This is a genomic window from Candidatus Saccharibacteria bacterium, from assembly GCA_016700375.1.
Classification (GTDB): Bacteria; Patescibacteriota; Saccharimonadia; order Saccharimonadales; family UBA4665; genus JAGXIT01.
Window position 1 is genome coordinate 1,191,713 of record CP065016.1, and the last position, 23,306, is coordinate 1,215,018.

The 23,306-nt window shown below is 50.7% G+C and carries 29 protein-coding genes, 1 tRNA gene and 1 other RNA gene; 23 read left to right on the forward strand and 8 right to left on the reverse strand.

The window, feature by feature from the left end; translation table 11 throughout:
• Positions 1-15: 15 nt before the first annotated feature.
• Positions 16-579 carry a transposase family protein gene (locus tag IPP75_06125; GenBank protein QQS69453.1) on the reverse strand — a complete coding sequence of 188 codons (564 nt, stop codon included), beginning with the start codon at positions 577-579 and terminating at the stop codon, positions 16-18.
• A 65-nt stretch (positions 580-644) separates the two neighbouring features.
• Positions 645-974, reverse strand: coding sequence for a hypothetical protein (locus tag IPP75_06130; GenBank protein ID QQS69454.1), 330 nt, complete (start codon positions 972-974; stop codon positions 645-647).
• Between the two features lie 115 nt (positions 975-1,089).
• Here IPP75_06130 and ssrA point away from each other — a divergent pair.
• The 3 genes from ssrA to IPP75_06145 all read left to right on the forward strand — a co-directional run bounded on the left by ssrA (position 1,090) and on the right by IPP75_06145 (position 2,205).
• Positions 1,090-1,499: a transfer-messenger RNA gene (ssrA, locus tag IPP75_06135) on the forward strand.
• A 112-nt stretch (positions 1,500-1,611) separates the two neighbouring features.
• Positions 1,612-1,974 (forward strand): DUF2267 domain-containing protein, encoded by a 363-nt coding sequence (locus tag IPP75_06140; GenBank protein QQS69455.1) that lies wholly within the window; start codon positions 1,612-1,614, stop codon positions 1,972-1,974.
• 36 nt (positions 1,975-2,010) lie between these two features.
• On the forward strand, positions 2,011-2,205 hold the full coding sequence (locus IPP75_06145) for a hypothetical protein (GenBank protein ID QQS69456.1): 195 nt from the start codon (positions 2,011-2,013) through the stop codon (positions 2,203-2,205).
• Here IPP75_06145 and IPP75_06150 read toward each other — a convergent pair.
• Together IPP75_06150 and IPP75_06155 are read right to left on the reverse strand one after the other, a co-directional pair.
• A complete protein-coding gene (locus IPP75_06150) occupies positions 2,202-2,390 on the reverse strand; it encodes a hypothetical protein (GenBank protein QQS69457.1) in 189 nt (62 codons plus the stop codon). The two genes, IPP75_06145 and IPP75_06150, sit on opposite strands and share 4 nt — an antisense overlap.
• Positions 2,391-2,417: 27 nt before the next feature.
• A tRNA-Ala gene (locus tag IPP75_06155) sits at positions 2,418-2,494 on the reverse strand.
• A gap of 128 nt (positions 2,495-2,622) precedes the next feature.
• On the opposite strand from IPP75_06155, the gene IPP75_06160 reads away from it, so the two are divergent.
• The 7 genes from IPP75_06160 to IPP75_06190 are packed head-to-tail and all read left to right on the forward strand — an operon-like array spanning position 2,623 to position 11,751.
• On the forward strand, positions 2,623-4,107 hold the full coding sequence (locus tag IPP75_06160; GenBank protein ID QQS69458.1) for a hypothetical protein: 1,485 nt from the start codon (positions 2,623-2,625) through the stop codon (positions 4,105-4,107).
• Positions 4,108-4,132: 25 nt separating this feature from the next.
• Complete coding sequence (locus IPP75_06165) at positions 4,133-4,759, forward strand: hypothetical protein (GenBank protein ID QQS69459.1); 627 nt, start codon at positions 4,133-4,135, stop codon at positions 4,757-4,759.
• The gene (locus IPP75_06170; protein ID QQS69460.1) at positions 4,756-5,757 is read left to right on the forward strand and encodes a hypothetical protein; all 1,002 of its coding nucleotides are present in this window, start codon (positions 4,756-4,758) and stop codon (positions 5,755-5,757) included. The genes IPP75_06165 and IPP75_06170 overlap by 4 nt, the downstream gene beginning before the upstream one ends.
• 24 nt (positions 5,758-5,781) lie before the next feature.
• Entirely contained in the window at positions 5,782-6,528 is a 747-nt protein-coding gene (locus IPP75_06175) for an alpha/beta hydrolase (GenBank protein QQS69461.1), read from the forward strand.
• Entirely contained in the window at positions 6,521-7,972 is a 1,452-nt protein-coding gene (locus IPP75_06180; protein ID QQS69462.1) for a hypothetical protein, read from the forward strand. Before IPP75_06175 ends, IPP75_06180 begins: the two co-directional genes overlap by 8 nt.
• A 17-nt stretch (positions 7,973-7,989) precedes the next feature.
• On the forward strand, positions 7,990-9,174 hold the full coding sequence (locus IPP75_06185) for a D-alanine--D-alanine ligase (protein QQS69463.1): 1,185 nt from the start codon (positions 7,990-7,992) through the stop codon (positions 9,172-9,174).
• 51 nt (positions 9,175-9,225) lie between these two features.
• Positions 9,226-11,751 carry a leucine--tRNA ligase gene (locus IPP75_06190; GenBank protein ID QQS69464.1) on the forward strand — a complete coding sequence of 842 codons (2,526 nt, stop codon included), beginning with the start codon at positions 9,226-9,228 and terminating at the stop codon, positions 11,749-11,751.
• A 9-nt stretch (positions 11,752-11,760) separates the two neighbouring features.
• On the opposite strand, the gene IPP75_06195 is transcribed toward IPP75_06190, so the two are convergent.
• Entirely contained in the window at positions 11,761-12,288 is a 528-nt protein-coding gene (locus IPP75_06195) for a hypothetical protein (GenBank protein QQS69465.1), read from the reverse strand.
• Positions 12,289-12,407: 119 nt separating this feature from the next.
• On the opposite strand from IPP75_06195, the gene IPP75_06200 reads away from it, so the two are divergent.
• The 11 genes from IPP75_06200 to IPP75_06250 all read left to right on the forward strand — a co-directional run bounded on the left by IPP75_06200 (position 12,408) and on the right by IPP75_06250 (position 18,356).
• Positions 12,408-12,563, forward strand: a complete 156-nt coding sequence (locus IPP75_06200) for a hypothetical protein (protein QQS69466.1) — start codon at positions 12,408-12,410, stop codon at positions 12,561-12,563.
• A gap of 19 nt (positions 12,564-12,582) precedes the next feature.
• On the forward strand, positions 12,583-13,119 hold the full coding sequence (gene nusB, locus IPP75_06205) for a transcription antitermination factor NusB (GenBank protein ID QQS69467.1): 537 nt from the start codon (positions 12,583-12,585) through the stop codon (positions 13,117-13,119).
• Between the two features lie 3 nt (positions 13,120-13,122).
• Entirely contained in the window at positions 13,123-13,659 is a 537-nt protein-coding gene (locus IPP75_06210) for an NUDIX domain-containing protein (protein QQS69468.1), read from the forward strand.
• A gap of 74 nt (positions 13,660-13,733) precedes the next feature.
• A complete protein-coding gene (gene rnc, locus IPP75_06215) occupies positions 13,734-14,426 on the forward strand; it encodes a ribonuclease III (protein QQS69469.1) in 693 nt (230 codons plus the stop codon).
• A gap of 53 nt (positions 14,427-14,479) precedes the next feature.
• Entirely contained in the window at positions 14,480-14,770 is a 291-nt protein-coding gene (locus IPP75_06220) for a hypothetical protein (GenBank protein QQS69470.1), read from the forward strand.
• Between the two features lie 117 nt (positions 14,771-14,887).
• A complete protein-coding gene (gene rpsP, locus IPP75_06225; GenBank protein ID QQS69471.1) occupies positions 14,888-15,307 on the forward strand; it encodes a 30S ribosomal protein S16 in 420 nt (139 codons plus the stop codon).
• A 152-nt stretch (positions 15,308-15,459) separates the two neighbouring features.
• A complete protein-coding gene (locus IPP75_06230; protein QQS70169.1) occupies positions 15,460-15,939 on the forward strand; it encodes a KH domain-containing protein in 480 nt (159 codons plus the stop codon).
• Between the two features lie 652 nt (positions 15,940-16,591).
• Positions 16,592-17,245, forward strand: a complete 654-nt coding sequence (trmD, locus tag IPP75_06235) for a tRNA (guanosine(37)-N1)-methyltransferase TrmD (protein ID QQS69472.1) — start codon at positions 16,592-16,594, stop codon at positions 17,243-17,245.
• Between the two features lie 38 nt (positions 17,246-17,283).
• Entirely contained in the window at positions 17,284-17,664 is a 381-nt protein-coding gene (sodN, locus tag IPP75_06240; protein QQS69473.1) for a superoxide dismutase, Ni, read from the forward strand.
• An 11-nt stretch (positions 17,665-17,675) separates the two neighbouring features.
• Positions 17,676-17,978: a S26 family signal peptidase gene (locus IPP75_06245; GenBank protein ID QQS69474.1), complete on the forward strand. Its 303-nt coding sequence runs from the start codon at positions 17,676-17,678 to the stop codon at positions 17,976-17,978.
• Positions 17,979-18,119: 141 nt separating this feature from the next.
• Complete coding sequence (locus tag IPP75_06250; protein QQS69475.1) at positions 18,120-18,356, forward strand: general stress protein; 237 nt, start codon at positions 18,120-18,122, stop codon at positions 18,354-18,356.
• Positions 18,357-18,698: 342 nt separating this feature from the next.
• Here the strand turns inward: IPP75_06250 and IPP75_06255 are convergent, their stop codons facing one another.
• Entirely contained in the window at positions 18,699-19,838 is a 1,140-nt protein-coding gene (locus IPP75_06255) for a quinone-dependent dihydroorotate dehydrogenase (GenBank protein QQS69476.1), read from the reverse strand.
• A 77-nt stretch (positions 19,839-19,915) separates the two neighbouring features.
• Here IPP75_06255 and IPP75_06260 point away from each other — a divergent pair, with 77 nt between their 5' ends.
• Positions 19,916-20,092: a DUF1508 domain-containing protein gene (locus IPP75_06260; GenBank protein QQS69477.1), complete on the forward strand. Its 177-nt coding sequence runs from the start codon at positions 19,916-19,918 to the stop codon at positions 20,090-20,092.
• Positions 20,093-20,170: 78 nt separating this feature from the next.
• Positions 20,171-20,644 (forward strand): hypothetical protein, encoded by a 474-nt coding sequence (locus IPP75_06265; GenBank protein QQS69478.1) that lies wholly within the window; start codon positions 20,171-20,173, stop codon positions 20,642-20,644.
• A 1-nt stretch (position 20,645) separates the two neighbouring features.
• On the opposite strand, the gene pgi is transcribed toward IPP75_06265, so the two are convergent.
• Entirely contained in the window at positions 20,646-22,274 is a 1,629-nt protein-coding gene (pgi, locus tag IPP75_06270; protein ID QQS69479.1) for a glucose-6-phosphate isomerase, read from the reverse strand.
• A gap of 593 nt (positions 22,275-22,867) precedes the next feature.
• Positions 22,868-23,233: a riboflavin kinase gene (locus IPP75_06275; GenBank protein QQS69480.1), complete on the reverse strand. Its 366-nt coding sequence runs from the start codon at positions 23,231-23,233 to the stop codon at positions 22,868-22,870.
• Positions 23,234-23,306 lie beyond the last annotated feature (73 nt).

Genomic DNA, 23,306 nt, shown 5'->3' on the forward strand with positions numbered 1-23,306 from the left:
CAATTGTCCAGACACTTAGACATGAGTTACTGTTCCTTTCCATACCGCTTCATAGTGCTCCATTGGCGGCAGGTTATTGCAGCTGCTATGCCGTCTCACGCGATTGTATTCGTTCTGCCATAGTTTCATTGCTTCGTTGAACGCGACGACATCAAGCTCGGTCGTTTTGGTGACGTGGTAAAACTCTTCTTCGTCTGTCCGATGGCTCCGCTCGACAAAACCATTATGTTGGGGTGTACCCGGTCGGGATAGCTTGTGCTCGATGCCCCGGTCGAGCAGGTACTGCGTGAACGGGTGGATACGTCTGAGCTCATGGTCACGCTTTTTGTTACCGCCAGTAGACAAATTGGTGAACGTGGAGTGGTTATCTGTCTGGACACATTCCACCGTAATACCAATCGATTCGTAGAACGCCAGGGCTTCACGCACAAAGGCGATTGAGTTGCTATTCGACAAGCCATCCTTGACCGCCAGGTACCGGATCTTGCTGACAATGTCTATCGCTGTAAACTGCTGTCTCCGACTCCGTCGTTTATCTTCGTCCGGACGAACCGGTGCAGCCTTAGTGTCAATCTGCACTCGGTAGCCTGGATAGGGCGCGTAGAACGGTCTCGTTGGCTTTTTCTTTGGATGTTTCTGGTGCTTTACGAGGTCGGCTCGTTCAATAATCCGCGGACAGCTTTCTCGCCAATGGATATTCCAGAGTCACTCATCTCATCGACGATTCGCTTCGGGCCATAGGATAGTCCCAGCCTGATTTGTAGCACCAAATCCTCAATGTCTTCATTCGTCTGCCAGGATACCCTGCCTTTTGGTCCAGGCTTCTGCGGGAACAGTTCGATCCGCCAAGCATAGATAGTATCCCGATGGATCCCAAACATTCGGGCAGCGATTGCCGCGCCTTTCGCATCGGCTTCAGTTAACACTCGTTTACGATAGGCAATAACTTGATGTCGGGTTAGGTTCTTCTTCATACACATATGCCCCAATTCTACACACCGAGGTGTCGGAGGGATTGGGGCTTAGTATAAACCGCCAGGGTACAACCCTTGCCTAAATGCTATAGCTTATGGTATAATACCGACTGATGGGGCTGAATTTTAAGCTCGACGTTGGTACCTTTCGGTTATGATTGCAGGTCGCTTGTCAGCGTTATAGGCAAAATTGAATAGATGCAAAATCTTTCAAACAAGCTGTAGCTAGTGTTAAGGCTGGTCTTCAGGGCGTTGCTCTGAACCTCTTTGGCACTCGCGCTACCGCTAATCTCGTAGCTTAATCACTACGAAACGCCTTTGACGATTTCAGATAGCCAAAGTAGCGTTTTATATATCTGGACGCTCGCGTGAGAGCATCTGGCTCATGCGCTAAGATTAGGATTGCTCATTCGGTTTGTTTGTCTGTTTTTAACCCCGAATGCTAAGACACTAAAATAGACTATGCCTGTAGTATTCTGACCATACGTCCGACGGACGCGGGGGCGGTACCCGCCAGCTCCACCAAAATATGAACTTCATCGAAAGATGGAGTTTTTATTTTGGGATTTTGTAATATAACTCATAGCATTTACTCAGCCACAAGGTGCATAGTTGTATATGGAAAGGGGTATACATAATGAAATATCACTCTCTCATAAAAAAGATAAAACACATGGCAAACGCGCATGACGAAGTCTCGCAAGATGCGCTTGAGCTTGTGGTAGAGAACGTGGCTGTTCACCTCACCGACCACACGCGCCGAGGTTTTGCTGCAAAACTCCCAGAGGAGCTTCGTGCGGCAGCACTCATGGTGCCCACGGCCAGCACGCTTGACGACGATATTATTGAACAGTTTATGGATATAGATGATGTTGATGAGCGCAGCGCTCGCGACTACGTGCGAGCCGCTTGGCAGGCCATAACCGAACTATTTGACCGTGAGTCTGTAGAAGATATCACCGCTGAACTACCGCGAAAAATGGTTGCCGTACTGCAGTAGCAGCTTTGTATTTTGTGTAACAAAAGGAGGAAGACTATGTCACTACGAGAAAAAGCCCGAGGCCATCACCGTAAAGGTATTAGCCGTGCCCGGAGTCTACTGCACAAATACGACGGCCACAAAATGACCACTGTGGTGAACCACGTACACTTCGAACGTTTCCACGGGTTTGAAAGCACGAAGCACAAAGATAAAAGTGCTGGTGTTATGCCAGCACCCGAAGCCAGCTAATCGCTAGGCGGTGTAAACCCAAGCCTGTCGAGTAGTGCCTTTGTGACCAGATCTTCTCTCGGAGGCATGTTGCCACGTACGATGGTTATATCTGCATCAGAAGGCAATACTAATGTCCCGTCGGGATGAAAAGTTCCCCACTCTCCGTCGCGCATAAAAGAAATGTTCTTATCTGATGTTGGCATAATGTTCCTCTGGTGTAACAAATTAAGTGGTGGAGCTATGGGGACTCGAACCCCAGACCTCTTGCATGCCATGCAAGCGCTCTAGCCAACTGAGCTACAGCCCCTCAATAACAACAGGAGTAGTGTAGCGCATATAGCGCGAATTTTCCAGACGCGCTTTTTCTTTACCATTCCTGAGAAACAGGCGTATACTAGCTGTATCATCACGTAAGCGGTATGGAGATATACTTGCATGGAGCCAACAAACCCTTCTAAGCCAACTAATACTACCAGTTCTGCAAATGGCACGGAGTCGACAGCTCCGGTGGTTGCAGCACCCGTAAGCCCTGATGTGGCACCGCCACAATCACAAGAAGCGAGCTCTGTTTCGGCACCGCAAGTATCTGCGCCAGCCGTGAGCGGAAATCCTGTTGTTGATGGCATGCAGTCTAGCCCAGTCTCTGGCGGGGCGTCGGCGGGTGGTAAGAAGAAATGGTTTGTACCCGCGCTTGTCGGTGGGGCGGCAGTGCTGCTTTTGGCCGGTGGCTATGTGTTTGCTATGTATCTACCAAATCGACCAGAGTCAGTCTTTAGCACAAGCCTCCAGCGCAGCGGACAGGCCGTTGATAAACTTGTAGATTATATGGAAAATACCAAAACTTCGGCATCTCAAATGTACGATGGTACCATGACTCTGCAAAGCAGTGGTGCGAGCCTAGACGCAACCATCAAAGGTGAGGGTGACGAAAAAAATGCCAAACTTATGCTTGAGGCAAACGTTTCGGGACAAAAATTCACCGCTGATATGGTGGCAGTGGATGCCGAGCAATCAGACATGCCAGATATGTATGTGAAGGTTAGTGGTGTTAAGAGCATGTTAGAAGGGCTCGGTGGCCCGCAGTACGGTGCACTTGATAGTCAGTGGATTGGTATAGATCATACTTTGCTCGACACCTATTTGAATCTGCAGGAAGAACAGCTTGGCACAAATTCGAGTCTCTCGGCAGCCCCCACAGAAGAGCAGCTCAAAGACGCCCTAACCAGAATGCAAAAGGTCAATAAAGAGTATTTGTTTAGTGGTGACAAAGCAAAGGCGGTTGTAACATACAAAAAGTACGAAGGCAAAGAAACCAAAAATGGTCGTGATGTCAACCACTATACGGCTGGCTATAACAAAGATAACTTAAAAGCATATGTTGAAGCCGTTGCGAAAGCACTAGATGAAAGCAAGCTCAACGACTGGGCAAAACAGCAAGATGGCGGCAAGAAAGTAAGTGAAATGCTGAACGTTAGTGAGCTAAAGAGCTCTATCGACAAAATGAAAGCAGATGACACCTTTGATATGTATGTCGATGTGAAGACCAAACTGGTTCAGAGCGTGATGTTTACCTCTAGCGATGATAAAAGTACGTTCACCGTTGCCCAAAATTATACCGGGGGAGATGTCTATCCACTAGAGCTCACGATTGACTCTGGTGATAGCGCCAACAAAGGCAAGGCAATGATTGGTATGAGTGTAAACACAAAAACCAACGAACTGACCGTAAAACTTGACGTTGACATGACTGGAACCACCGCAAAAATGAATCTAAAAGTAACACCAAGTGATAAAAAAGTAAGTATCACCGCCCCAACCGGAGCAAAGCCAGTTGCCGATGTTATGAAGCAGCTTGGACTCGACCAGAGCGTTTTGGGTGCGCAAACCTTATTGCCGAATATTGCTGGTTCAGCGCTTTAGTAACTCACAGAGATGGGGTGGTTGTGTGAAGGGGCTACATTTGGTTCGTACGGTCAGAAAACTCTATAGCTTATGGCTTGCACGAGAACTGGTTGCATCGCTCAGGCTGCACGATGATTCACTCGCAGCGTACGTGAAATGGTTTTCGCGTACAAAAACATACCGCGTACATAGTGCAGTAGATAGGTCAGATATACCGCTTGTCGTAGTGTTGGTGTCTGCCATGATTGGTCAAATAACGGGTGGTGTTTGGCTTTTAACACACTGGTTTGCACAAGGGAGCGCAGGTGTTTGGGCCTTTGGCGCGGCCCTTCTGCTGGCATATCCGCTCATAACGGCATATGGATTTGCGTTTTTGATGGGACTTTGGCGAGCCACCGCTTTCATAGCGTCGCCAAAGCGAGCCGGGAAAGCAGTAGTTGCAAGAGTGCTTGAAATGCAAGTCATGCGGCTGCGACGGAGACACCACTTTACGGTGGTTGCAGTAGCCGGTTCGGTCGGCAAAACATCCACCAAACTTGCGATTGCAGAGCTGCTGGGGACGGGGCTAAGGGTCCGATACCAGAAGGGCAACTACAACGACAGGGTGACGGTTCCGCTCGTGTTTTTGGGCAAAATCAGCCCGCTCTATACAACATATTTGCTTGGATGAAAGTGTTTGGTGAAAATGCGGCCGCACTTGCCCAGCCATATCCGTATGATGTTGTCGTGGTCGAAATTGGTACAGACGGACCGGGCCAGATGAAGCAATTCGCCTATCTGCGCCCAGACATATGTGTTCTCACCGCAATAACACCCGAGCACATGGAGAATTTTGGCTCCCTCGCTGCGGTTGCAGCAGAAGAAACACAAATTTTTGACTACGCTAAACAGGTACTCGTTAGTAGCGATGACGTCCCAGCCAGCTATGTGCAAGGCGAAACCTACCTTCGCTACAGTCTCAGCGACAGGAGCGCCGAGAACTATGGGCAAACGACAAAATCGAGTTTAAGCGGGCAGGAACTTTCTATGGTGCTTCCTGGGGGAAATCTCACGCTACACATACAGTACCTTGGTGAACAGGGCGCGCGGTGTGCGCTCGCCGCTGCAGCGGTTGCGGGGTTACTTGGGTTCGATACGGTTGCAATAAAGCAAGGGCTTTCAGAACTTGAGCCCTTTGCGGGGCGAATGCGAGTGTTTGGCGGCATTAAGAACACGAGCATCATCGATGATACCTACAACGCCTCGCCCGTGGCCGTAAAAGCGGCGCTCGATGTTCTGTACGCGGCCCGGGCATCGCAGCGTATCGCTGTGCTGGGCAGTATGAATGAAATGGGCGCGTATGCAAAGACGGCTCACCAGGAAGTGGGCGAATACTGTGACGCTCATAAGCTCGACTACGTTCTGACGCTGGGTGCCGATGCAGCGCGCTGGATAGCTCCGGCTGCGAAAGCGAGGGGTTGCCGGGTACACAGCTTTACCGGGGCCGATGCTTGCGCGGCGTTTGTCAGAAAGCACCTACAGGAACGTGCGGTGGTGCTCGTGAAGGGTTCGCAAAACGGTGTCTTTGCCGAGGAAGTTGTAAAGCAGCTTCTGGCCCAGCCCAAAGATGCGGAAAACCTTGTGCGGCAAAGCCCAGCGTGGCTACGCAAAAAGGCAAGACAAGCGTAAGCCCAGCTGCTACACTAGAAGCATATGCAGGTTGTCGTACAGGATATTGTGACGCAATACAAACGCCACGGAAAAGGTAAGGTAATTCTCTTACTCCATGGCTGGGGAGATACAGGGGCTAGCTGGGATAGCACAGCTCAGTCACTCGCTGCGCAGTACGATGTCGTCGTACCTGACCTTCCGGGTTTTGGGGGGACCAGCCAGCCCAAAGAAGCTTGGAGCCTGAGTGAGTATGCCGTTTTTGTGCGAGATTTTTTACACAAACTCGGACTTTCGCCGTACGCAATAATTGGCCACTCCAACGGTGGGGCGATTGCGGTTCGAGGAATTGGCCAGGGTCATTTTACCGCTGAAAAGCTTGTGCTGCTCGCGAGTGCAGGCGTGCGGAGCCCTCGCGCTAGCTATGGCTTGAACGTGATTGCCAAGGTGGGAAAAATAGTTGCATCACCGCTTCCTCGCCGCGTTCGCAGCAGACTGCGCACGAAATTGTATGCCAAGGCGGGTTCTGACCTACTGGTCGCAGAGCATATGCAGGAAACCTTTAAACGAATTGTTCGTGACGATGTCAGAGCTGACGCCGCATACATAAGCACGCCAACCTTGCTCGTGTATGGTGACCGCGACGAACAGACACCGCTATCAATTGCTCAACAGCTAGAGCAGGCCATAGAAGGCTCTCGGTTGCAGGTTATCCCACATGCCGGGCATTTTCTGTATGTCGATGCGCCTGAGGAAACACTTCAGTTGGTTCAGGATTTCCTTCATGCATAAGTGGCTCCGTAGCGCCGTGGCACTGTATTCGGTCCCGCGCCTAAGCGCGACACTTGCGTACATGCTTCAAAATACCGAATACCAACCGCTGCCATACTTGCGGTGGTTCTGGCGAACGCAAGATTTTTCGCGGGTTATGCACCGTCGGACGCTCGAGCATACTCGGGCGGCACGTCTCATACAGCTGATTATCAGTCTCGGTGTTGTTGGGCACGTTGCGTTCGCTCTGCTCTATATGGGTACGGCCAGAATAAGCCATAGTCCGGGTGCATTTTGGTACGGTGCGGCCGCGCTTGTTGCATACCCGGTGGTCTGGGCACACATATTAGCTCTTGGGGTGGTCGCGGGTCGAATCTTGGTAGGTGTGCCACGCGAGCGGAAAAATGCCCAGCAGGCTGCCGAACTATTTCAGGCTCACCCGGGCTTGCGCATAGCCATCGCGGGCAGCTACGGTAAGACCAGTATGAAGGAGCTGCTAGCAACGGTGCTCCAAGAGGGAAAACGAGTAGCCGCCACACCGGGTAATATGAATGTCATTAGTTCCCATGCGCGCTTTGCCCATAGCCTCAGTGGAGAAGAAGAGGTGGTTATCGTTGAATTCGGAGAAGGTCGCCCCGGAGACGTCGCGTTGTTTAGCCGCGTTGTGCAGCCCACTCACGCTATCATAACGGGGGTCGCACCGGCACACCTGGACCAGTACAAAACCCTTGAGGCGGCCGCAGACGATATATTTTCACTGGCCAGCTTTGTGCCGAGTGAGCAGCTATATGTCAATGCTGACTCAGACGCAGTCCATAGTTTTCTGCGGCCAGAATTTCGTATCTATAGCCGCAGTACCACACTGGGCTGGCGTATCCAAAAGCCAACGACAAACCTAGAAGGAACGTCGTTTGAGCTGGTGAAAGGCAAAAAACGCCTAAAGCTGAAAAGCGGTTTAGTTGGTTTGCATATGGTTGGGCCGCTTGCGTTTGTTGCTGCGTTTGCCTTGCAGCTCGGTCTCAGTGAAAAACAGGTCGTACGCGGTATAGCGAAGACGAAGCCATTTGAGCACCGCATGCAACCATACTCGCTTGGCGGAGCGACCATTATCGACGACACCTACAACGGTAATCTAGAGGGCGTGCGGGCGGGAACTGAGCTGCTGAAGCTACTTCCGGCAAAGCGCAAAATATACGTAACTCCTGGGCTTGTAGACCAGGGTAAAGATTCGCCGTCTATCCACCGCGCTCTTGGCCGTACGATAGCAATGGCCGAGCCAGACGTAGTTGTGCTGATGAAAAATTCGGTAACCCAGTACATCGCGGCCGGATTGAGCGACACCGACTTCGCCGGTGAGGTGCGTATAGAAACCGACCCACTTAGCTTTTACCAGAACCTTTCAAGCTTTACGGCCAAGGGCGACCTTGTCCTTATGCAAAATGATTGGCCAGATAACTACGCATAGGAGGGTATACTAGTATCATGAAAACAGTCGCAGTCTTTTTCGGAGGCCAATCGGCCGAACACGATGTATCTATTATTACCGCCCTCACAAGCGTAATTGCGCCGCTGGAGTTGGCTAAAAACTATACGGTCATTCCAGTTTATATCGCCAAAGACGGGCGCTGGTATGTGCATGAAAAGTTAAAAGATATAGCTACCTACCAGAACGGAGCCGTACAGGACAAACTATCCCGGGTGAAATCTACAGGGGTAATTTGTGGCAATGGGATGAAACTGCTCATCCCGAGCGGTTTCGGGAAACGCAAAGAAATTACCGTCGACATTGCATTTCCCGCCATGCACGGTACCCATGGCGAAGACGGCGAACTTATGGGGATGTTTGAGCTTGCAGGCATACCATATGTTGGTTGCGGTGTGGCGGCCAGTGCGGTTGCCATGGATAAAGTGCTTGCCAAAAAGGTTGCAAGCGCCGAGGGCATATTGACCCCTAGGGGCATATATACCGACTCGGTGCTCATTACGAAAAATCCTGCTGCCACGAAGACCATGTGCAAAGGACTCCATTATCCATTGTTTGTGAAGCCAGCGCATCTTGGTTCGAGCATTGGCGTCAGCCGGGTCAAGAATGAAAAAGAACTGACAAATGCGCTCGAGGTTGCGGCGCACTATGACCCAACAGTCATTGTCGAAGAAGCGGTGCCCAACTTGGTTGAGGTGACGCTACCCATTATGGGGCCGCATGCCAATCCGCAGCCTGCTGTGCTTGAACAGCCGCTCACTCGCAACGAAGATTTCTTTGATTTTGAGCGCAAGTATATGCACGGTGGCAAAAAAGGCGGCAAACTTGGCACGAAAGCTGGCGGGAAGCCCAGCGTAAAAGGCTCGCAGGGCTATAGCCACATTCCTGCAAACCTGCCAAAAGACTTGTTCGACGCTGCTGTACAAACAGGCCTAGGGGTGTACCGAGCACTTGGCTGCGACGGTATTGCCCGTGTCGATATGCTAGTCGATACCAAGGCTAAAAAAGTCTATTTCAACGAAGTAAATCCGCTCCCTGGCAGTCTCTATGCTCACAACTGGCAGCAGGCCGGCGTTAGTCGGGTTGAGCTGGTAGAAAAACTGATTACGTTTGCGCTTGCTCGACACGCAGAAAAGGCCACGCACACCACCACATTCACTACGAATTTCCTAAAACAGTTCTAAGCGCCCTCGAGAAGGTGCGAAATTGACCCACCCCTGATATACTAGAGGTCTATGAAACGCTACAATCCGAAAGAAATCGAACCAAAGTGGCAAAGTGAGTGGGACAAAGAGCAGGTCTACAAAGCCGACCTAAACTCCACGAAGCCCAAATACATCGCAATGAGCATGTTCAACTACCCCAGCGGGGCGGGTATACACATTGGCCATGCCATGAACTACACCATCAGCGACGTCATGGCCCGGTTCAAGCGCCAGCAGGGCTTTGAAAGCTACCACCCCGTAGGTTGGGATGCATTTGGCCTTCCTGCCGAAAACTATGCCATTAAAGCTGGTGTGTCGCCGCAGCAGAGTATGGCGAAGATTATCCCAAGCTACCACACCCAGTACAAAGCCATGGGCTGGAGTAACGACTGGAGCAAAGAAATCAACACGCACCTGCCGGAATATTACCGCTGGACGCAGTGGATTTTCTGGAAGATGTACGAGCAGGGCATGGCGTACCAAGATGCTCGCATGCAGTGGTGGTGCACCAGGTGCCAAACGGTGCTGGCAAACGAACAGGTCTTGGACGGCAAATGCTGGCGGCACGACGCAGCCGATGACCCAGATGTGCAAAAACGCGAAGTAAAACAGTGGTTTTTCCGCATAACCGACTATGCCGATGAACTGCTTCAGGCCACCCACGACCTCGACTGGTCAGACGTGGTCAAAACCGCCCAGGTAAACTGGATAGGTAAAAGCGAAGGCGCGAACGTCCGGTTTGTGGTAGAGGGCCATGGGGCCAAAGATGAGTTTGTCGAGGTATTCACAACGGCTCATGATACGATATTTGGCACTACATTTATGGTACTGGCACCGGAGCACCCACTGGTAGCACATTACGGACAGCTTGCAGATAACGCAGTGGACATAGAGGAATACATTGCGGGAGTCAATCGCAAGTCCGAACTTGAGCGTTTGGCAGATAAGACCAAATCTGGCGTACCTATCGAAGGTCTGTATGCGATAAATCCTCTAAATGGAGCAAAGATTCCTATCTGGACCGCTGACTATGTGCTTATGGGCTATGGAACTGGTGCCGTTATGGGTGTACCAGGCGAAGACGAGCGAGATAATGAGTTTGCGAAGAAATTTGGTCTCCCCATTATCTATACAACAAAACAACAGGAATTTATCTCTTATACAGACGAGATTAAGCCAAATCGCAAAAAATACTTCTTGGCTAACTCTGGCGAATTCGATGGCATGGATTTTGAGGTTGGCCGTCAAGCAATGCTCGATGCACTTGTGGCGAAGGGAGCCGGAGAAGCGGTAACACAGTATAAAATCCGTGATTGGTCTGTGAGTCGGCAGCGGTACTGGGGTGCGCCTATACCCATTGTGCATTGTCCGGTGGATGGCATTGTACCAGTGCCAGAGAGTGAGCTGCCGGTTGTACTACCCGAGCTGGAAGATTTTGCGCCGAGTGGCGATGGCCGCAGTGCGCTTGCCCGCGCTAGCGAATGGCTCAACACATCGTGCCCCAAATGCGGCGGCCCGGCCGAGCGCGAAACAGACACGCTCGACACCTACATTTGCAGTAGCTGGTATGAGCTGCGCTATTTTGACCCCGCAAATAGTAACGCGCCATTCGACTCTGCATTGGCCAACAAATGGATGCCCATAGACTTTTACAACGGTGGCGACCACGCCACGGCACACCTCATATATGTGCGTTTTATTGCCCGCTTTTTCCATAAACTCGGCATGCTGGCCGACCCAGAACCGTTCAAACGCTTTCTGTTCAACGGTAAGGTTACAGCCAGTGACGGCACCATGTTTAGTAAAAGCAAAGGTAACGGTGTTGACCCGCTCGAAATTATTGCTCAGGGCTACGGTGCCGACGCGCTGCGCACGTATCTCATGTTTGCCGCGCCGCTTGACCTCTGGGTACGCTGGGACCCACAGGGTGTGCCAGGAACCTACCGCTTTTTAAACCGCGTGTGGAATCTTGTGCAGGAATACCTAGAGCAAAGCGCAGAGGGCAAAGAGCAAAGTTCGCCTGCTGTTCAAACAAAGCCCGATACCCAAAGCCGCACACCCCAGTCATTGGCCGTTTTGCGCGCCATTCATCAGGCTATCCAAAAGGTGACGGCCGACCTAGAGGCGCAGCGCTACAACACTGCAATTGCCGCCATGATGGAAGTTACGAATACGCTTTACGCGCTCAAAGCCAAAGACGGCTTCGCGAACCAGAATGCATGGAATTTTGCGCTCAAAAGCTTAGTTGCGCTCGTAGCGCCCTTTGCCCCGCATATTGCCGACGAGCTCTGGCATGACCTTGGGCGGACCACAAGTGTGCAGCGGGGTAGCTGGCCCGTACTTGACGAGCAGTATTTGGTAAAAGATACCGTTACGCTAGCTGTGCAGGTAAATGGCAAACTACGCGGCACCGTAGAGGTTGCGGCAAATGCCGATGAAGCCACCTCTGTAGAAACCGCCAAACGAGACGAAAAAGTCGCTGGCTACCTTGAGGACAAAGAAATCATAAAAATCATCTACGTCCCCAAAAAACTTATTAGTTTTGTTGTGAGATAATCTGAAGTTCTACCCTCGGCGGAAGCCTTGGTCTAAAAGCCCTTGGAGGAAAAGCCCCCCACGTACTTTGTCGGCATCAACTGGCACACGTGGCGAACGACTCCCTGTATCAACAATACATGCGTCGGATGCGTCGAAAGGTTCATGAGTCTCTGGACGGTTAGAAAGTAGTGTATTCTCCACGTCTAGTGCGGACTCTGCGTGTTGTAAAAATGATGTATCAACTGCTTCTGGTGCTGAGCTCCCATGAATAGCTCTTATAACCCCCGCACCGACTGCAACCGCAACAACATCATCGTTCGCTCGTCTTTGTCGTCGTGTTTCCAGCTCACTCGCAGGTATTACACTGGCTAAGACATCAGCGCTCTCTTGTGACAAGGGTTGTAGTCTGCCACCAAAGCCATTAACTCCAGTGCTTTGCAATATACTAAGTTCACGTCCGGCCGCACTTGAATGTCGAAGCTGTGAGGCGGTCAATCCATCGATAATTCCTGCAAGAAGTGCAGCCGGACTTTCATAAGCTTTAGTTTTTTTCATAAATAGCATTATATCATAAAAGTATAGTTTTTGTCAATTCGTACTTGAGACGTTTATCTATTTGCTGTATAATACGGTCAAATAATAACTACAAACTTCGAGAAGGAGTTAGCACATCTATGGGTAAACCAAAGAAACGAACCAGCCCCCGAGCTACCGGTGCGCGTCGCAGCCACCTCATAGTTAAGCTCGCCCGAGCTGTCAATAAAAAATCGCCAGTAAAAGCCTACACGACCCGCCGCGAAAGCGGTAAGAAGCTGGCCGCTACTAAGTAATTACTAAAGGAGCGAGCATATGGCTTCAAACCGCCACCTCGGTCGTATCGTTGCGCTGCAAACGCTCTATGAGCTAGATTTTCGCCGCGAAGCAGGCGACACAACCTTTGACCTCGGCTTAGTGCTAAAACGCAATATTGCACGGTACGAATCTACGGTAGACGACGTATTTTTCATAGAAGAACTGGTAAAAGGTGTCGAGAAGTACGAAAAAGAACTCGACGACGAACTCCGGCCGCTTGCGCCAGAGTGGCCACTAGAACAAATTGCTCGTATGGACAGAGTGGTCTTGCGTATGGGACTGTACGAACTGCACCACGAGCCAGACGTCCCGCCAAAAGTGGTTATAAATGAAGCCGTTGAACTCGCCAAGGCCTTTGGTGGAGACAATAGTAGCAAGTTTATTAACGGCGTACTGGGTACGGCCCTGAAAAACAAGTCTGGCGCAAATGAAGTAAAACCCACAGAGGAGAAGGCTTCATCCCAGACGAAAACGGCCGCAAAGTCGGCAAAGAAATCACCCACAGCAAAAAAACCTACAAAGAAGGCGGCTTAAGCCATGGGTGAAGCAAAGCGCAAACGACTCGCTGCTATGGAGGGCATAAAAAAACCCATTGAGGGCTTTCGCAAGTTTGTAACGCGCCGCCCCGTTATAGAAGAGGTGGTGCGCGAAACAACATCTGGCGGCATAGTATTTAGGCACAACGAAAAGACGAGTGGCGTAGAAATACTGCTTATTAAAGATGCAAAAAACCGATGGACTATCCCCAAAGGTCACGTAGAAGAAGGCGAAGAGCCAAAAGCGACCGCCGAACGCGAGATTCGTGAGGAAACTGGCCTGCAAGAAATGCGGGTTATGCAGTGGTTAGGAAAAGTGAATTTTCGCTATAGGCGGAACCACACACTCGTGCTTATGACTATGCACATCTACTTGGTGGAAGGGCTCGGTAATACAAACCGCCTGCACCCAGAAGATTGGCTGAGTGATATTCAATGGCTGCCCGCCACCGAAGCGGTGGATGCAATTGCCTATGAGGACATCGGCAAGCTTATGCTGGCTGGTATGAAAAAAGTAAGGGAAAGGAGAGCAAACTAGTATTTAGCAGTTAGTATTTGGTATTTAGGGATTTCCCTAAGGGCTAACTACGAACTACTAACAACTCACGCATTATGGACACGACACAGTATCAAGATTTTGCCAAGAAGTATTTGGGCGGCGCGTTTACGCGGCTAGAGGTACTTATAACGGCGTTTACGCACCGTTCGTACCTAAACGAACACAAAAAATCGGCCAGCGAACACAATGAACGCCTGGAGTTTCTGGGTGATGCTGTGCTTGAGCTGGTAGTCACAGAATTTCTCTACACCAACTACCCAGACCCAGAGGGAATTTTGACCAACTGGCGGAGTTCGCTGGTGCGCACGGAAAGTATTAGTGCGGCTGGAGCACGCCTTGGTGTTGAGTCGCTACTGCGCTTGAGCCGCGGCGAAAAGAATGGCACAGAACGGGCGCGGGCGCAGATACTGGCAAATGCGTTCGAAGCTATCATCGGCGCGCTGTACCTAGAGCGCGGCTACGATGCCTGCAAGGTCTTTATAACCGAAAACATTCTCAGTACGTTCGATGACATCTTGAAAACTGGCTCCTGGATGGACCCGAAATCGCGCCTGCAAGAGATTGTACAGGGGCAGGTAGGGGCGACACCGTCGTACCGCGTGCTCAGCGAGGAAGGCCCCGACCACGAAAAAGAGTTTACCGTAGGTGTCTATGTAGACGACAAACTCATCGGCAAAGGCAGTGGCCCCAGCAAACAAGCCGCCCAGGTCTCTGCCGCCACTACAGCATTGAAAAAGTATGTTTGACATATATACAAAATTAATGTAATATAAAAATATTAGAGATTGACGGAGTAATTATGGATAGAACGGGTTATGAAAAGATCGCCGAAAGGCTTTCAGATTCACTTGGAGACGATGTAGTAATTAAGCCTCCTGTGCCTGAAGAAGGAGAAGATATCAGATTCATATCAGTTTCTTCGGCTGCTGGAACTGCTGCGATACTTAACGCATTAGATCGCATACCAGGAGTTCAGGACGGTTTTTTGGAACGATTAGGTGCTCGCGAAGGCTTATTGAGGCCGGAACTAGCAATTGCCGGGATGCCGGACCCTACAACAGTTACGTTCGATGACGTTAATTGTCGATAGCGCAAATCATATTCCTGCATTTTTATATCAAAGGTTTTGACGGGATGTTTGACAACAGAGGTGGGAAGCTGTAAAATAGTTTGAGTATAAAATTTTAAGGGAAGGATTCGTAAAACGATGTTAGTTATTCGTTTGCAACGCACTGGCCGCAAAGGTCATGCACAATTCCGCGTCGTCGTTCAGGACAGTCGCCGGACCCCCACGAGTGGCAAGATTGTCGCCCAAGTAGGCACATACGACCCACATACAAAAACACTTAACCTCGACAAAGAGCGGGCGCAGCACTACCTCGACCACGGTGCACAGCCAAGCGACCGCGTGGCGCTTATTCTCAAAAAAGAAGGGGTGAAGCTACCATCATGGGTAAAGCTTCCGGCAAAACAAGAAGGCAAGCTCCGTAACCCAGAGAAACTACGCCGCAACCGCCCAGAAGAACCAAAAGAAGAACCTGCAGCAGAGGAAGCTCCCGCAGAAGAACCTGCAGAGGCAGCGGAGGCTTCACCAGAGGCAGAAACCACTGGAGCAGCTGCCGAGTAAAAGAAGATATAATGTAGTTAAAAGTGCCCCACTGGGGCACTTTTTGTTTGTCCGGGCTGGTGGAAGCTTTGGCATTATTCGCATTTGGGGGCATATACGCTATAATTACAGGTACCAGATAAAGCCAGAGGAGGCAGAACATGTCAGCAACTATAGATGAACAATTTGTCGAGTACGTCGTCAAATCACTCGTAGGTAAGCCAGAGGCAGTCAGCATAAAGCGCAGCGTAGACGAAAAGGGCGTACTACTCGAGCTCACGGTGGACGCAGAAGACCTTGGGCGGGTGATTGGTAAGCGTGGCGCAACCGCTCAGAGTATTCGCACGCTCTTGCGTGCGCTCGGCACGAAGCAAGAAGCCCGATACAACCTAAAAATTGTCGACGTTGACCGTTTGGATGAAAATGGTAATCCGCTGCCTCGCCCAGAACGCGATGACCGCCCCGTCCGGGATGACTCACAGTCAGTTGCCAGCAGTGACAGCGCCAGCGACGATACAGCCCAGGCATCTTCCGCTGCAGTGGCGAGTGACGATGACGACGATGCCTTTGATGTGCCAGCCGAAAAGAAAGAAAGCGACACCGTTGCTCGAACTCGCGCAGAGTTAGCCGACCTCGACGACCTCGATATCTAGCCACTCAGTCATCCTGAACTCGTCGTTTCAGGATTCATGGCTTTCTCAGGTGTCTGTGCTTTCCATAAACCCCACAGTCTCACTACGTTCCTTACTGTCACCGGTAGTTCCCGGACTGCCAGACCGACCGGGGTCATTTTCTTCAAAACACATGCTGGTTTCGTCCTGTAGCCGACCTACTTTTTCTGCCGAAGAAAAAGTAGGCAAAAAGTCTCGACCAAAGGCTCCACCTCTTGGTCAGAAGCTGTCAGTTCTACAACCGACATGAGAACTCGTCAGACAGGTATTGCCACCGGCAATACCTGTCTTCCTCAAACAACTCGTGCCGCCTGTCGGAAGTTGTAGAACCTGACATCATCTGAGCCATGAGGTTGCGCATGGCCATTTCTAGCTATATCGCTTCGCGATAATGTACTAGCGGCCGGCGGCCGCATCTGAGATCTAAGCTCTGCAACCTGAGCTCTAGCACTCTATCCCCCTTGTGTTTTCTACGGTGTTGTGCTAGGGTAGTAAGAGTCTTTTTAAAAGACAAACTGATAAAACAAAAACATGTACGTTGCCCATGCGAGCGACACGCTAAACCGTGTTGGGGCCTTATGTGGCTGAATAACCTCTGTTTCAACAGAGGTTATTTTGGTTTATACTATAACGAATGAAGATTCAAGTCATTACGCTTTTTCCCGAAATGTTTACCGGTGTGCTTGGTAGTAGCATGCTCTGGAAAGCGGCTGACAGGGGTATTGTAGAGTACGAGTTTATAAACCTGCGTGAGTTTGGGCTCGGCCCACGACAGCAGGTAGACGACACTCCCTATGGCGGCGGCGATGGCATGCTTCTTATGGTGGAGCCACTGGTGGCCGCCATAGAACATGCACAAAGCAGGGCAAAGGGCAAAGGGCAAAGGGCAAAAGTCTTGCTGCCAACCCCGCGAGGGAAGCTATACAAACAGTCAGATGCCAAGCGACTCGCCGCCGAAGAACAAGGTCTCATCATTATCTGTCCGCGCTACGAAGGCTATGACGAGCGTGTCACGAAATGGGTTGACGAACAATTTTGCGTGGGTAACTATGTGCTGACCGGTGGCGAGCTGCCGGCAATGACTATCATAGACAGCGTTGTGCGCTTGTTACCTGGCGTGCTCGGGGGTGAAACCAGTGCTGAAAACGAGTCATTTCAGGATGACGACGAAAGCATAGAATACCCACAGTACACTCGCCCAGAAGTGTTCAAGGATATGAACGTACCCGATGTCCTACTATCCGGCCACCACGCCGAAATCGCCAAATGGCGCAATTCGTCAAATTAGACGCGCCGGGGTATACTTATCGTACTAGGAGGCTTTTTATGAAGTTATTTCGAATTAAACCGGTGTATGCGCATTGTGATTTGCCGTGTGGGGTGTACGACCCGGCGCAGGCGCGGATAGAGGCCGAGAGCGTAAAGGCCATGATGCAGAAGTACGAGGGTCTAGACGAGCACAACAAAATGCGCGCAGTCATACTTATAGAGGAGCGGGCTGAGTTAGTGAAGCACCACCTGTGGGTGCTATGGACTGATTACTTTAAGTCACCACACCTTGAAAAATACCCAGATTTGCATGAGAAATTCTGGCTGGCAACAAAGCAAGCTGGCGAGTGCAAGCACCATCTCGACGTGGCCGAGGCAGATAAGCTCCTTGCCATGATAGACGATATTGCAAAAATCTTTTGGGAGACCAAAAAGTAGAATCAAGAGACATGAGTCAAGAGGCAAGAAAACGCTCAAAAATATTCCTTATCAGGCGGGTGGTCGGTAAGAGTATGTGGCCGGTGCTTGACCCCGACCAAGTTGTTGTAGTTTTACGAAAAACAAGGTATTTCCCTGAGGAAGTGGTGGTAATTCTGCACAATGGGAAAGAAAAAATAAAACGTATTAGAACAGTTGAGGGCAAGAAGTATGATGTGCGGGGCGATAACCCTTCGCAAAGTACCGATAGCCGTCACTTTGGGCTTGTGCGACTCGAGGATATTTTAGGTAAAGTTGTTTGGCCAAGAGTGTAAACGCCCTTAAGTTCAACAGGCTAAGAATTGCATGGGTATGTGACTTTTTGCGCAAAGTTGTTTGTTTGCACACAAATTTCATGAAGGTGCTAACTGTAAGATTTTTCATAGTTAAGCTGCGGTTAGTGAGAGTACTATACTATGTATAGGCGAGGAGTGTTTAGTATGGCACAGAAACCAGGCAAAGGGTGGCATGGTGATTCAGCGGGGCATGCTCGCGCTGGTCGAAAAGGCGGTAAAATCAGTTCTGGTAACTTCAAGAATAACCCAGAACGAGCATCGGCTGCTGGCAAGATTGGCGGTGCAGTTAGCCCCGGTAATTTTAAAAACAACCCAGAACGAGCCCGCGAGGCTGGTCGTAAGGGCGGACAATCGTAGGTTTTTCTAACAACCTAGCGTAGTTGTATTATTTATCACACCAAATATGTGAATTGTATTACTGCCGTCAGCCGATACTCAGGGTAGTATATGAGTATCATACGGGAGGAATGCGTATGAACACCATATTTACACAAACATTTAACTTGCAACCTCGCAGCGAAGCCGAGCTTCAGGCGGTCATACGACGCTTTGAAGCGAAGTGGCAGCGCCGCAGGCGGGCACATCGTATTGCGGGGTTTGCGCTCTAAGCGCACACAGTATGCATATGATACATACCAGCAAGAAAATGTGAAGAGCCTCGGCAACCCGGGGCTCTTAGTATATGCAAGTACGTGTAGCCTAATTTTGTGGGGTCTTATGAGCGGAGCCAACTGCCTCGCTAATATTCGCGAAATTATCGCGTTTTAGTAGTTCTACAAGCTCACGGTTGATTTGACCAATTTGCTGCGGGCCTTCATAAATCATGCCGGTAATAAGTTCTACTAGGTTTGCGCCGAGGCAAATTTTGCGGTAGGCGTCTTGAGCGCTAAACACACCACCGACTCCTACGATAGTTAGTCGACCAGCATAATTTGCGTAGGTAAGGCGTATTAGTTCGTTGCTGGGTGCTTGTGTGGGGAGGCCGCTCAGGTTCCCTTTTACTTCATTTGGCAAATCTTGGGGCGGTATTTCACCTCGATTCTTCTGCAGGTTACCTATGGTGATGCCCTGTACTCGGTGGCTGATAATTACCTGAAGCAGCGCATTGAACTCAGGCCAGGCAAGGTCAATTGGCATCTTTACCCAAACTGGCTTGACGATGTTTAGGGCATCTACGGCTACAAGCAGTTGCCCAAGCCGCAATGGGTCAGTGAAGGGCTCACCGCCGTACGCATTCGGGCACGATATATTTATTTCTATGGCGCTCACCTGCGGTTGGTTTTGCAGCAGGCTCAGGCTGCCAATGTAGTCCGCTATGGCACTCGGGTCATCACACGCTTCGGGGCTATTTGTTTTTGCCACTGATACCACGAGTGGAAACTGTTCAAATTGAGATGCTCTATACGTCCGCAGCCTTTCCATAACGGCTTGGGTGCCTTCGTTTGCTAGGCCAACATTTACAACCAGTGACTTTTGGTTTGGTAGGCGGTAAAACCATGGTCGAGGATTGCCGTTGTATTCGTGAAACGTCACCGAACCACCGGTCATAAACCCAAACCCCACTGCTTTCATGGTGGGTGCAAGTTCAATATTTTTATCGAAACCAGCTGCAAGTCCTACCGGATTGGGAAAGTGAATTCCGTTTACGCTCTGACTGAGAGCCGCACTGTTCTGGTAGCTCAATAGTTTTGAAGCAAGACTATCCGTGAATGGGTATTTTTGCCGGAGCCTGCTCATGCGCAGTAGCCTGGCATGGACATCGTCGGGGCTGGATTTGAACAGTATAGGCTTAACAATGTTTCGGTACGTCGTTCGACTAATTGCGGTGAAGAAGGGCATACATACAGTATAGCGAAGACTTGTTATTTTTTGCCGAAAAGCGCATTATGGAAACACAAGGTAAGAGGGAGGTTAGTATGGCAAAGTTTGAAGTTTATGAGAGTAAAAGTGGCTGGCGCTGGCGCCTGAAGGCCGGTAATGGTGAAGTTGTCGCAACTGGCGAAGAATACACTACCAAAGACGGTGCGGTTCGTGGCTGTGAGGCAGTTGCTCGTGCGGCCGCAGACGCTGAAGTGGTAGAAGTCGAAAGCTAGAACTCCCACTTTCAAACGAGAAAACCCCATGAAACCTTGGGGTTTTTCTTTTTAAGGTGTAGGTGGGACAATGGTGCTATGCAGGAGGAAAAAGCTAAAATTCGCAAGAAACTTTTGGCACAAAGAAAGGCGCTTACTAAGGAGGTTATTTCCGAAGACAGTCTGAAGATTGCGCGCCAGGTGCGAAAGGCTGCTAACTGGCAGCAGGTTCATAGTGTACATATGTACCGCTCACTCCCAGCGCTTGGCGAAATAGACACGCAGCCTATCATCGACTGGCTGGCGGTAGCTTACCCCGACATTTGCGTGACGGTTGGTGAGGGCGCGCTCGATGCACCATTTCCCGAGGGTTTATACGACGTTATTTTCGTCCCGGTGCTTGGTTTTGACAGAGGCGGGTTTCGTCTGGGAATGGGCGGCGGCTGGTATGACCGCTGGTTGAAAATGCAGCCTCAGGCGCACAAAATAGGCCTCGCTTATGCCTGGGCAGAGTTACAAAATCTGCCCCACGAACCTCATGATGTTCCCCTGGACCAAGTTCTCACTGGGTAGGTTATTGCATGTTACGCCACAGTTGCAGCAGCTGGGTTGTCGATGAATCATATGAGCCCGTCGTCTTGCCAGATGTATCTTCATAGAGATTTTTGGCGAGAACTTTACCGAGCTCAACACCCCATTGGTCGAAACTGTCTATACCCCATATTGCGCCTTGAACGAAAATTTTGTGCTCATAGAGAGCGATGAGTTGACCAAGGGCGTAAGGAGTGAGCTTCGCTAGGAGCAGGGTGTTCGATGGCCGGTTACCGGGGAATGTTTTGTGCGGTATGAGTTCTTCGGTGGCCCCTTCGGCGCAGACTTCATCGGCCGTTTTGCCAAACGCAAGGGCTTGGCTTTGTGCCAGCATATTTGCCACGAGTTTGCGCTGGTGTGTGCCCTGTTCATCGGGGTCATTGAGTGAACGTGCAAACCCAATGAAGTCACATGGGATAAGCCGGGTTCCTTGGTGGATGAGCTGGTAAAACGCGTGCTGGCCATTCGTGCCCGGTTCGCCCCATATAATCGGGCCGGTGTGGTAGGTGGTGGTGCTGCCATCGCGCCGAACGCGCTTGCCGTTACTTTCCATGTTGCCTTGCTGGAAGTAGGCGGGAAAGCGGTGAAGGTACTGGTCGTATGGGAGGATTGCCTCGGTTTCAGCCCCTAAGAAAGTTGTGTTCCAGAGGCCTATGAGGGCCATAATGGCAGGAAGGTTTTCTTCAAGCGGGGCAGTGCGAAAATGCTCATCCATGTCGTAAAAACCGTGCAGCATCTCGTCGAAGTTTTCGGGGCCAATTGCGAGCATGATGCTGAGGCCGATTGCGCTCGTCAGGCTGTAGCGCCCGCCGACCCAGTCCCAAAACTGGAACATATTTGCCGGGTCAATCCCGAAGGTCTGGACGGCTTCCGTGTTGGTGCTGAGCGCGACGAAATGCCTTGCCACCGCCGCTTCGTCATGCAGTACCGCCAGTAGCCACTGTTTGGCTGTGGTGGCATTGGTCATGGTTTCGTCGGTAGTGAAGGTCTTGCTGGCAATGATAAAGAGGGTTTCTTCGGGGTTAAGTCTACCAAGTGTTTCAGCAATATGTGTGCCATCTATGTTCGATACAAAGTGTACCTGTAGGTCGCGTTTGCTATAAAACTTTAGTGCTTCGGTGACCATGACAGGGCCAAGGTCGGAACCGCCAATCCCAATATTAATGACGTGTTTGATGGGCTGGCCCGTAAAGCCCTTCCATTCGCCGCCCCGCACCGCCACGCTAAATTCCCGCATGTGGCGTAGTTCTTCTCGTACGTTTGGCATAACATCTTCGCCGTCGAGCTCGATGGGACGGTCAGATAGATTGCGCAGGGCGGTGTGTAGCACAGCGCGGTTTTCGGTAGTGTTGATTTTTTCGCCGGCAAACATGGCATCGCGAAGGCTTTCGACCTGACACTCCTGCGCCAAGCCGAAAAGGAGTTGGAGGGTTTCATCGGTAACAATATTCTTTGAATAGTCGAGGTATACATCGCCTACTTGCTTTGCTAGGCGCTGACCGCGCTCTGGGTCTCCCGCAAAAAGGTCGCGAAGGGTTTGGGAAAAATTGTCTTTATGTTCCTGAAGTTTTTGCCAAGAAGCCGTATTTGTTGGGTCAAGTGCGTCTACCATGCTTACACTATAGCACTCATGGCTTTGTCACCCTGAATAAAGTGAAGAATATCTCCCCAGTCTTTTCATTCCCATCCCCCCGCCTGTCATTCCCGCCCCACAACCCAAGTCGAGGGTAAACTCCAGCGGTAATTCATGCCTTGCCACCAACAAAAGCCTTGTCATTCCCGCGCAAGCGGGAATCCATGCGCTTTTTCAGTCCCGTCATGCTGAACTAGTTTCAGCATCCATACCCCTCCATCGGCGTCAGTGCGTCTACCGCACCTCGCAGTGTCTCCACGCCCTCCCACTGATATGCACGGTCTCGTCCGCGCGCCACGACCATCTTTTTTGGTGGCAAAAAAGCTGGCCAAAAAAGCCAGAGCAAGGCTGCGTCTCTCGGTGTCAGGTTGTCAGTTTTGCAACCGACAAAACAACTCACTCCACTCAGACTGCCACCGGCAGTCATTCCTTCCGTTCTAACAAGCTTTGCCGCCTGTCGGTAGCTATGCAAAGCCTGACAACATGACAGCCAGGTGACTACACATGCTCGTTCTAGTTGTATCCCGCCAGCGGGCTGGATGATTCCTGGCGGCCTGCGGCCGCACCAACGTCTAACGTCCACCATCCGAGCGTACAGCTGCCACATCTCTGGAAAACTGCGCTTTAAGCTCATCGGTATTATCGAAGTCCATGGGGGGGCGGATGAAAGGACCGAGCTGAAATGAGAGCGTTTCGCCGTAAATTTCCTGAGTAAAGTCGAGGATATGAATTTCTAGAACACGCTTGGTTTCGCGCAGGACAACTCGGGGTCCCAGGTAAAGTGCACCTCTGTAAAATTGCTTTCCCAGACGAACCTGGCAGGCGTACACGCCTTCTTTTTCTACATGCACTAATACTGCCGCATCAAGATTCGCCGTCGGAAACCCCAGCGTCCGACCGTACTCATCACCATGCTGAACAGTTGATGTATACCACATACTGCTCCAGTGTAACTTACCCGGACGCTGATACGAAATACCCACATTAATCAGCGGTAGAATAAACCGAATA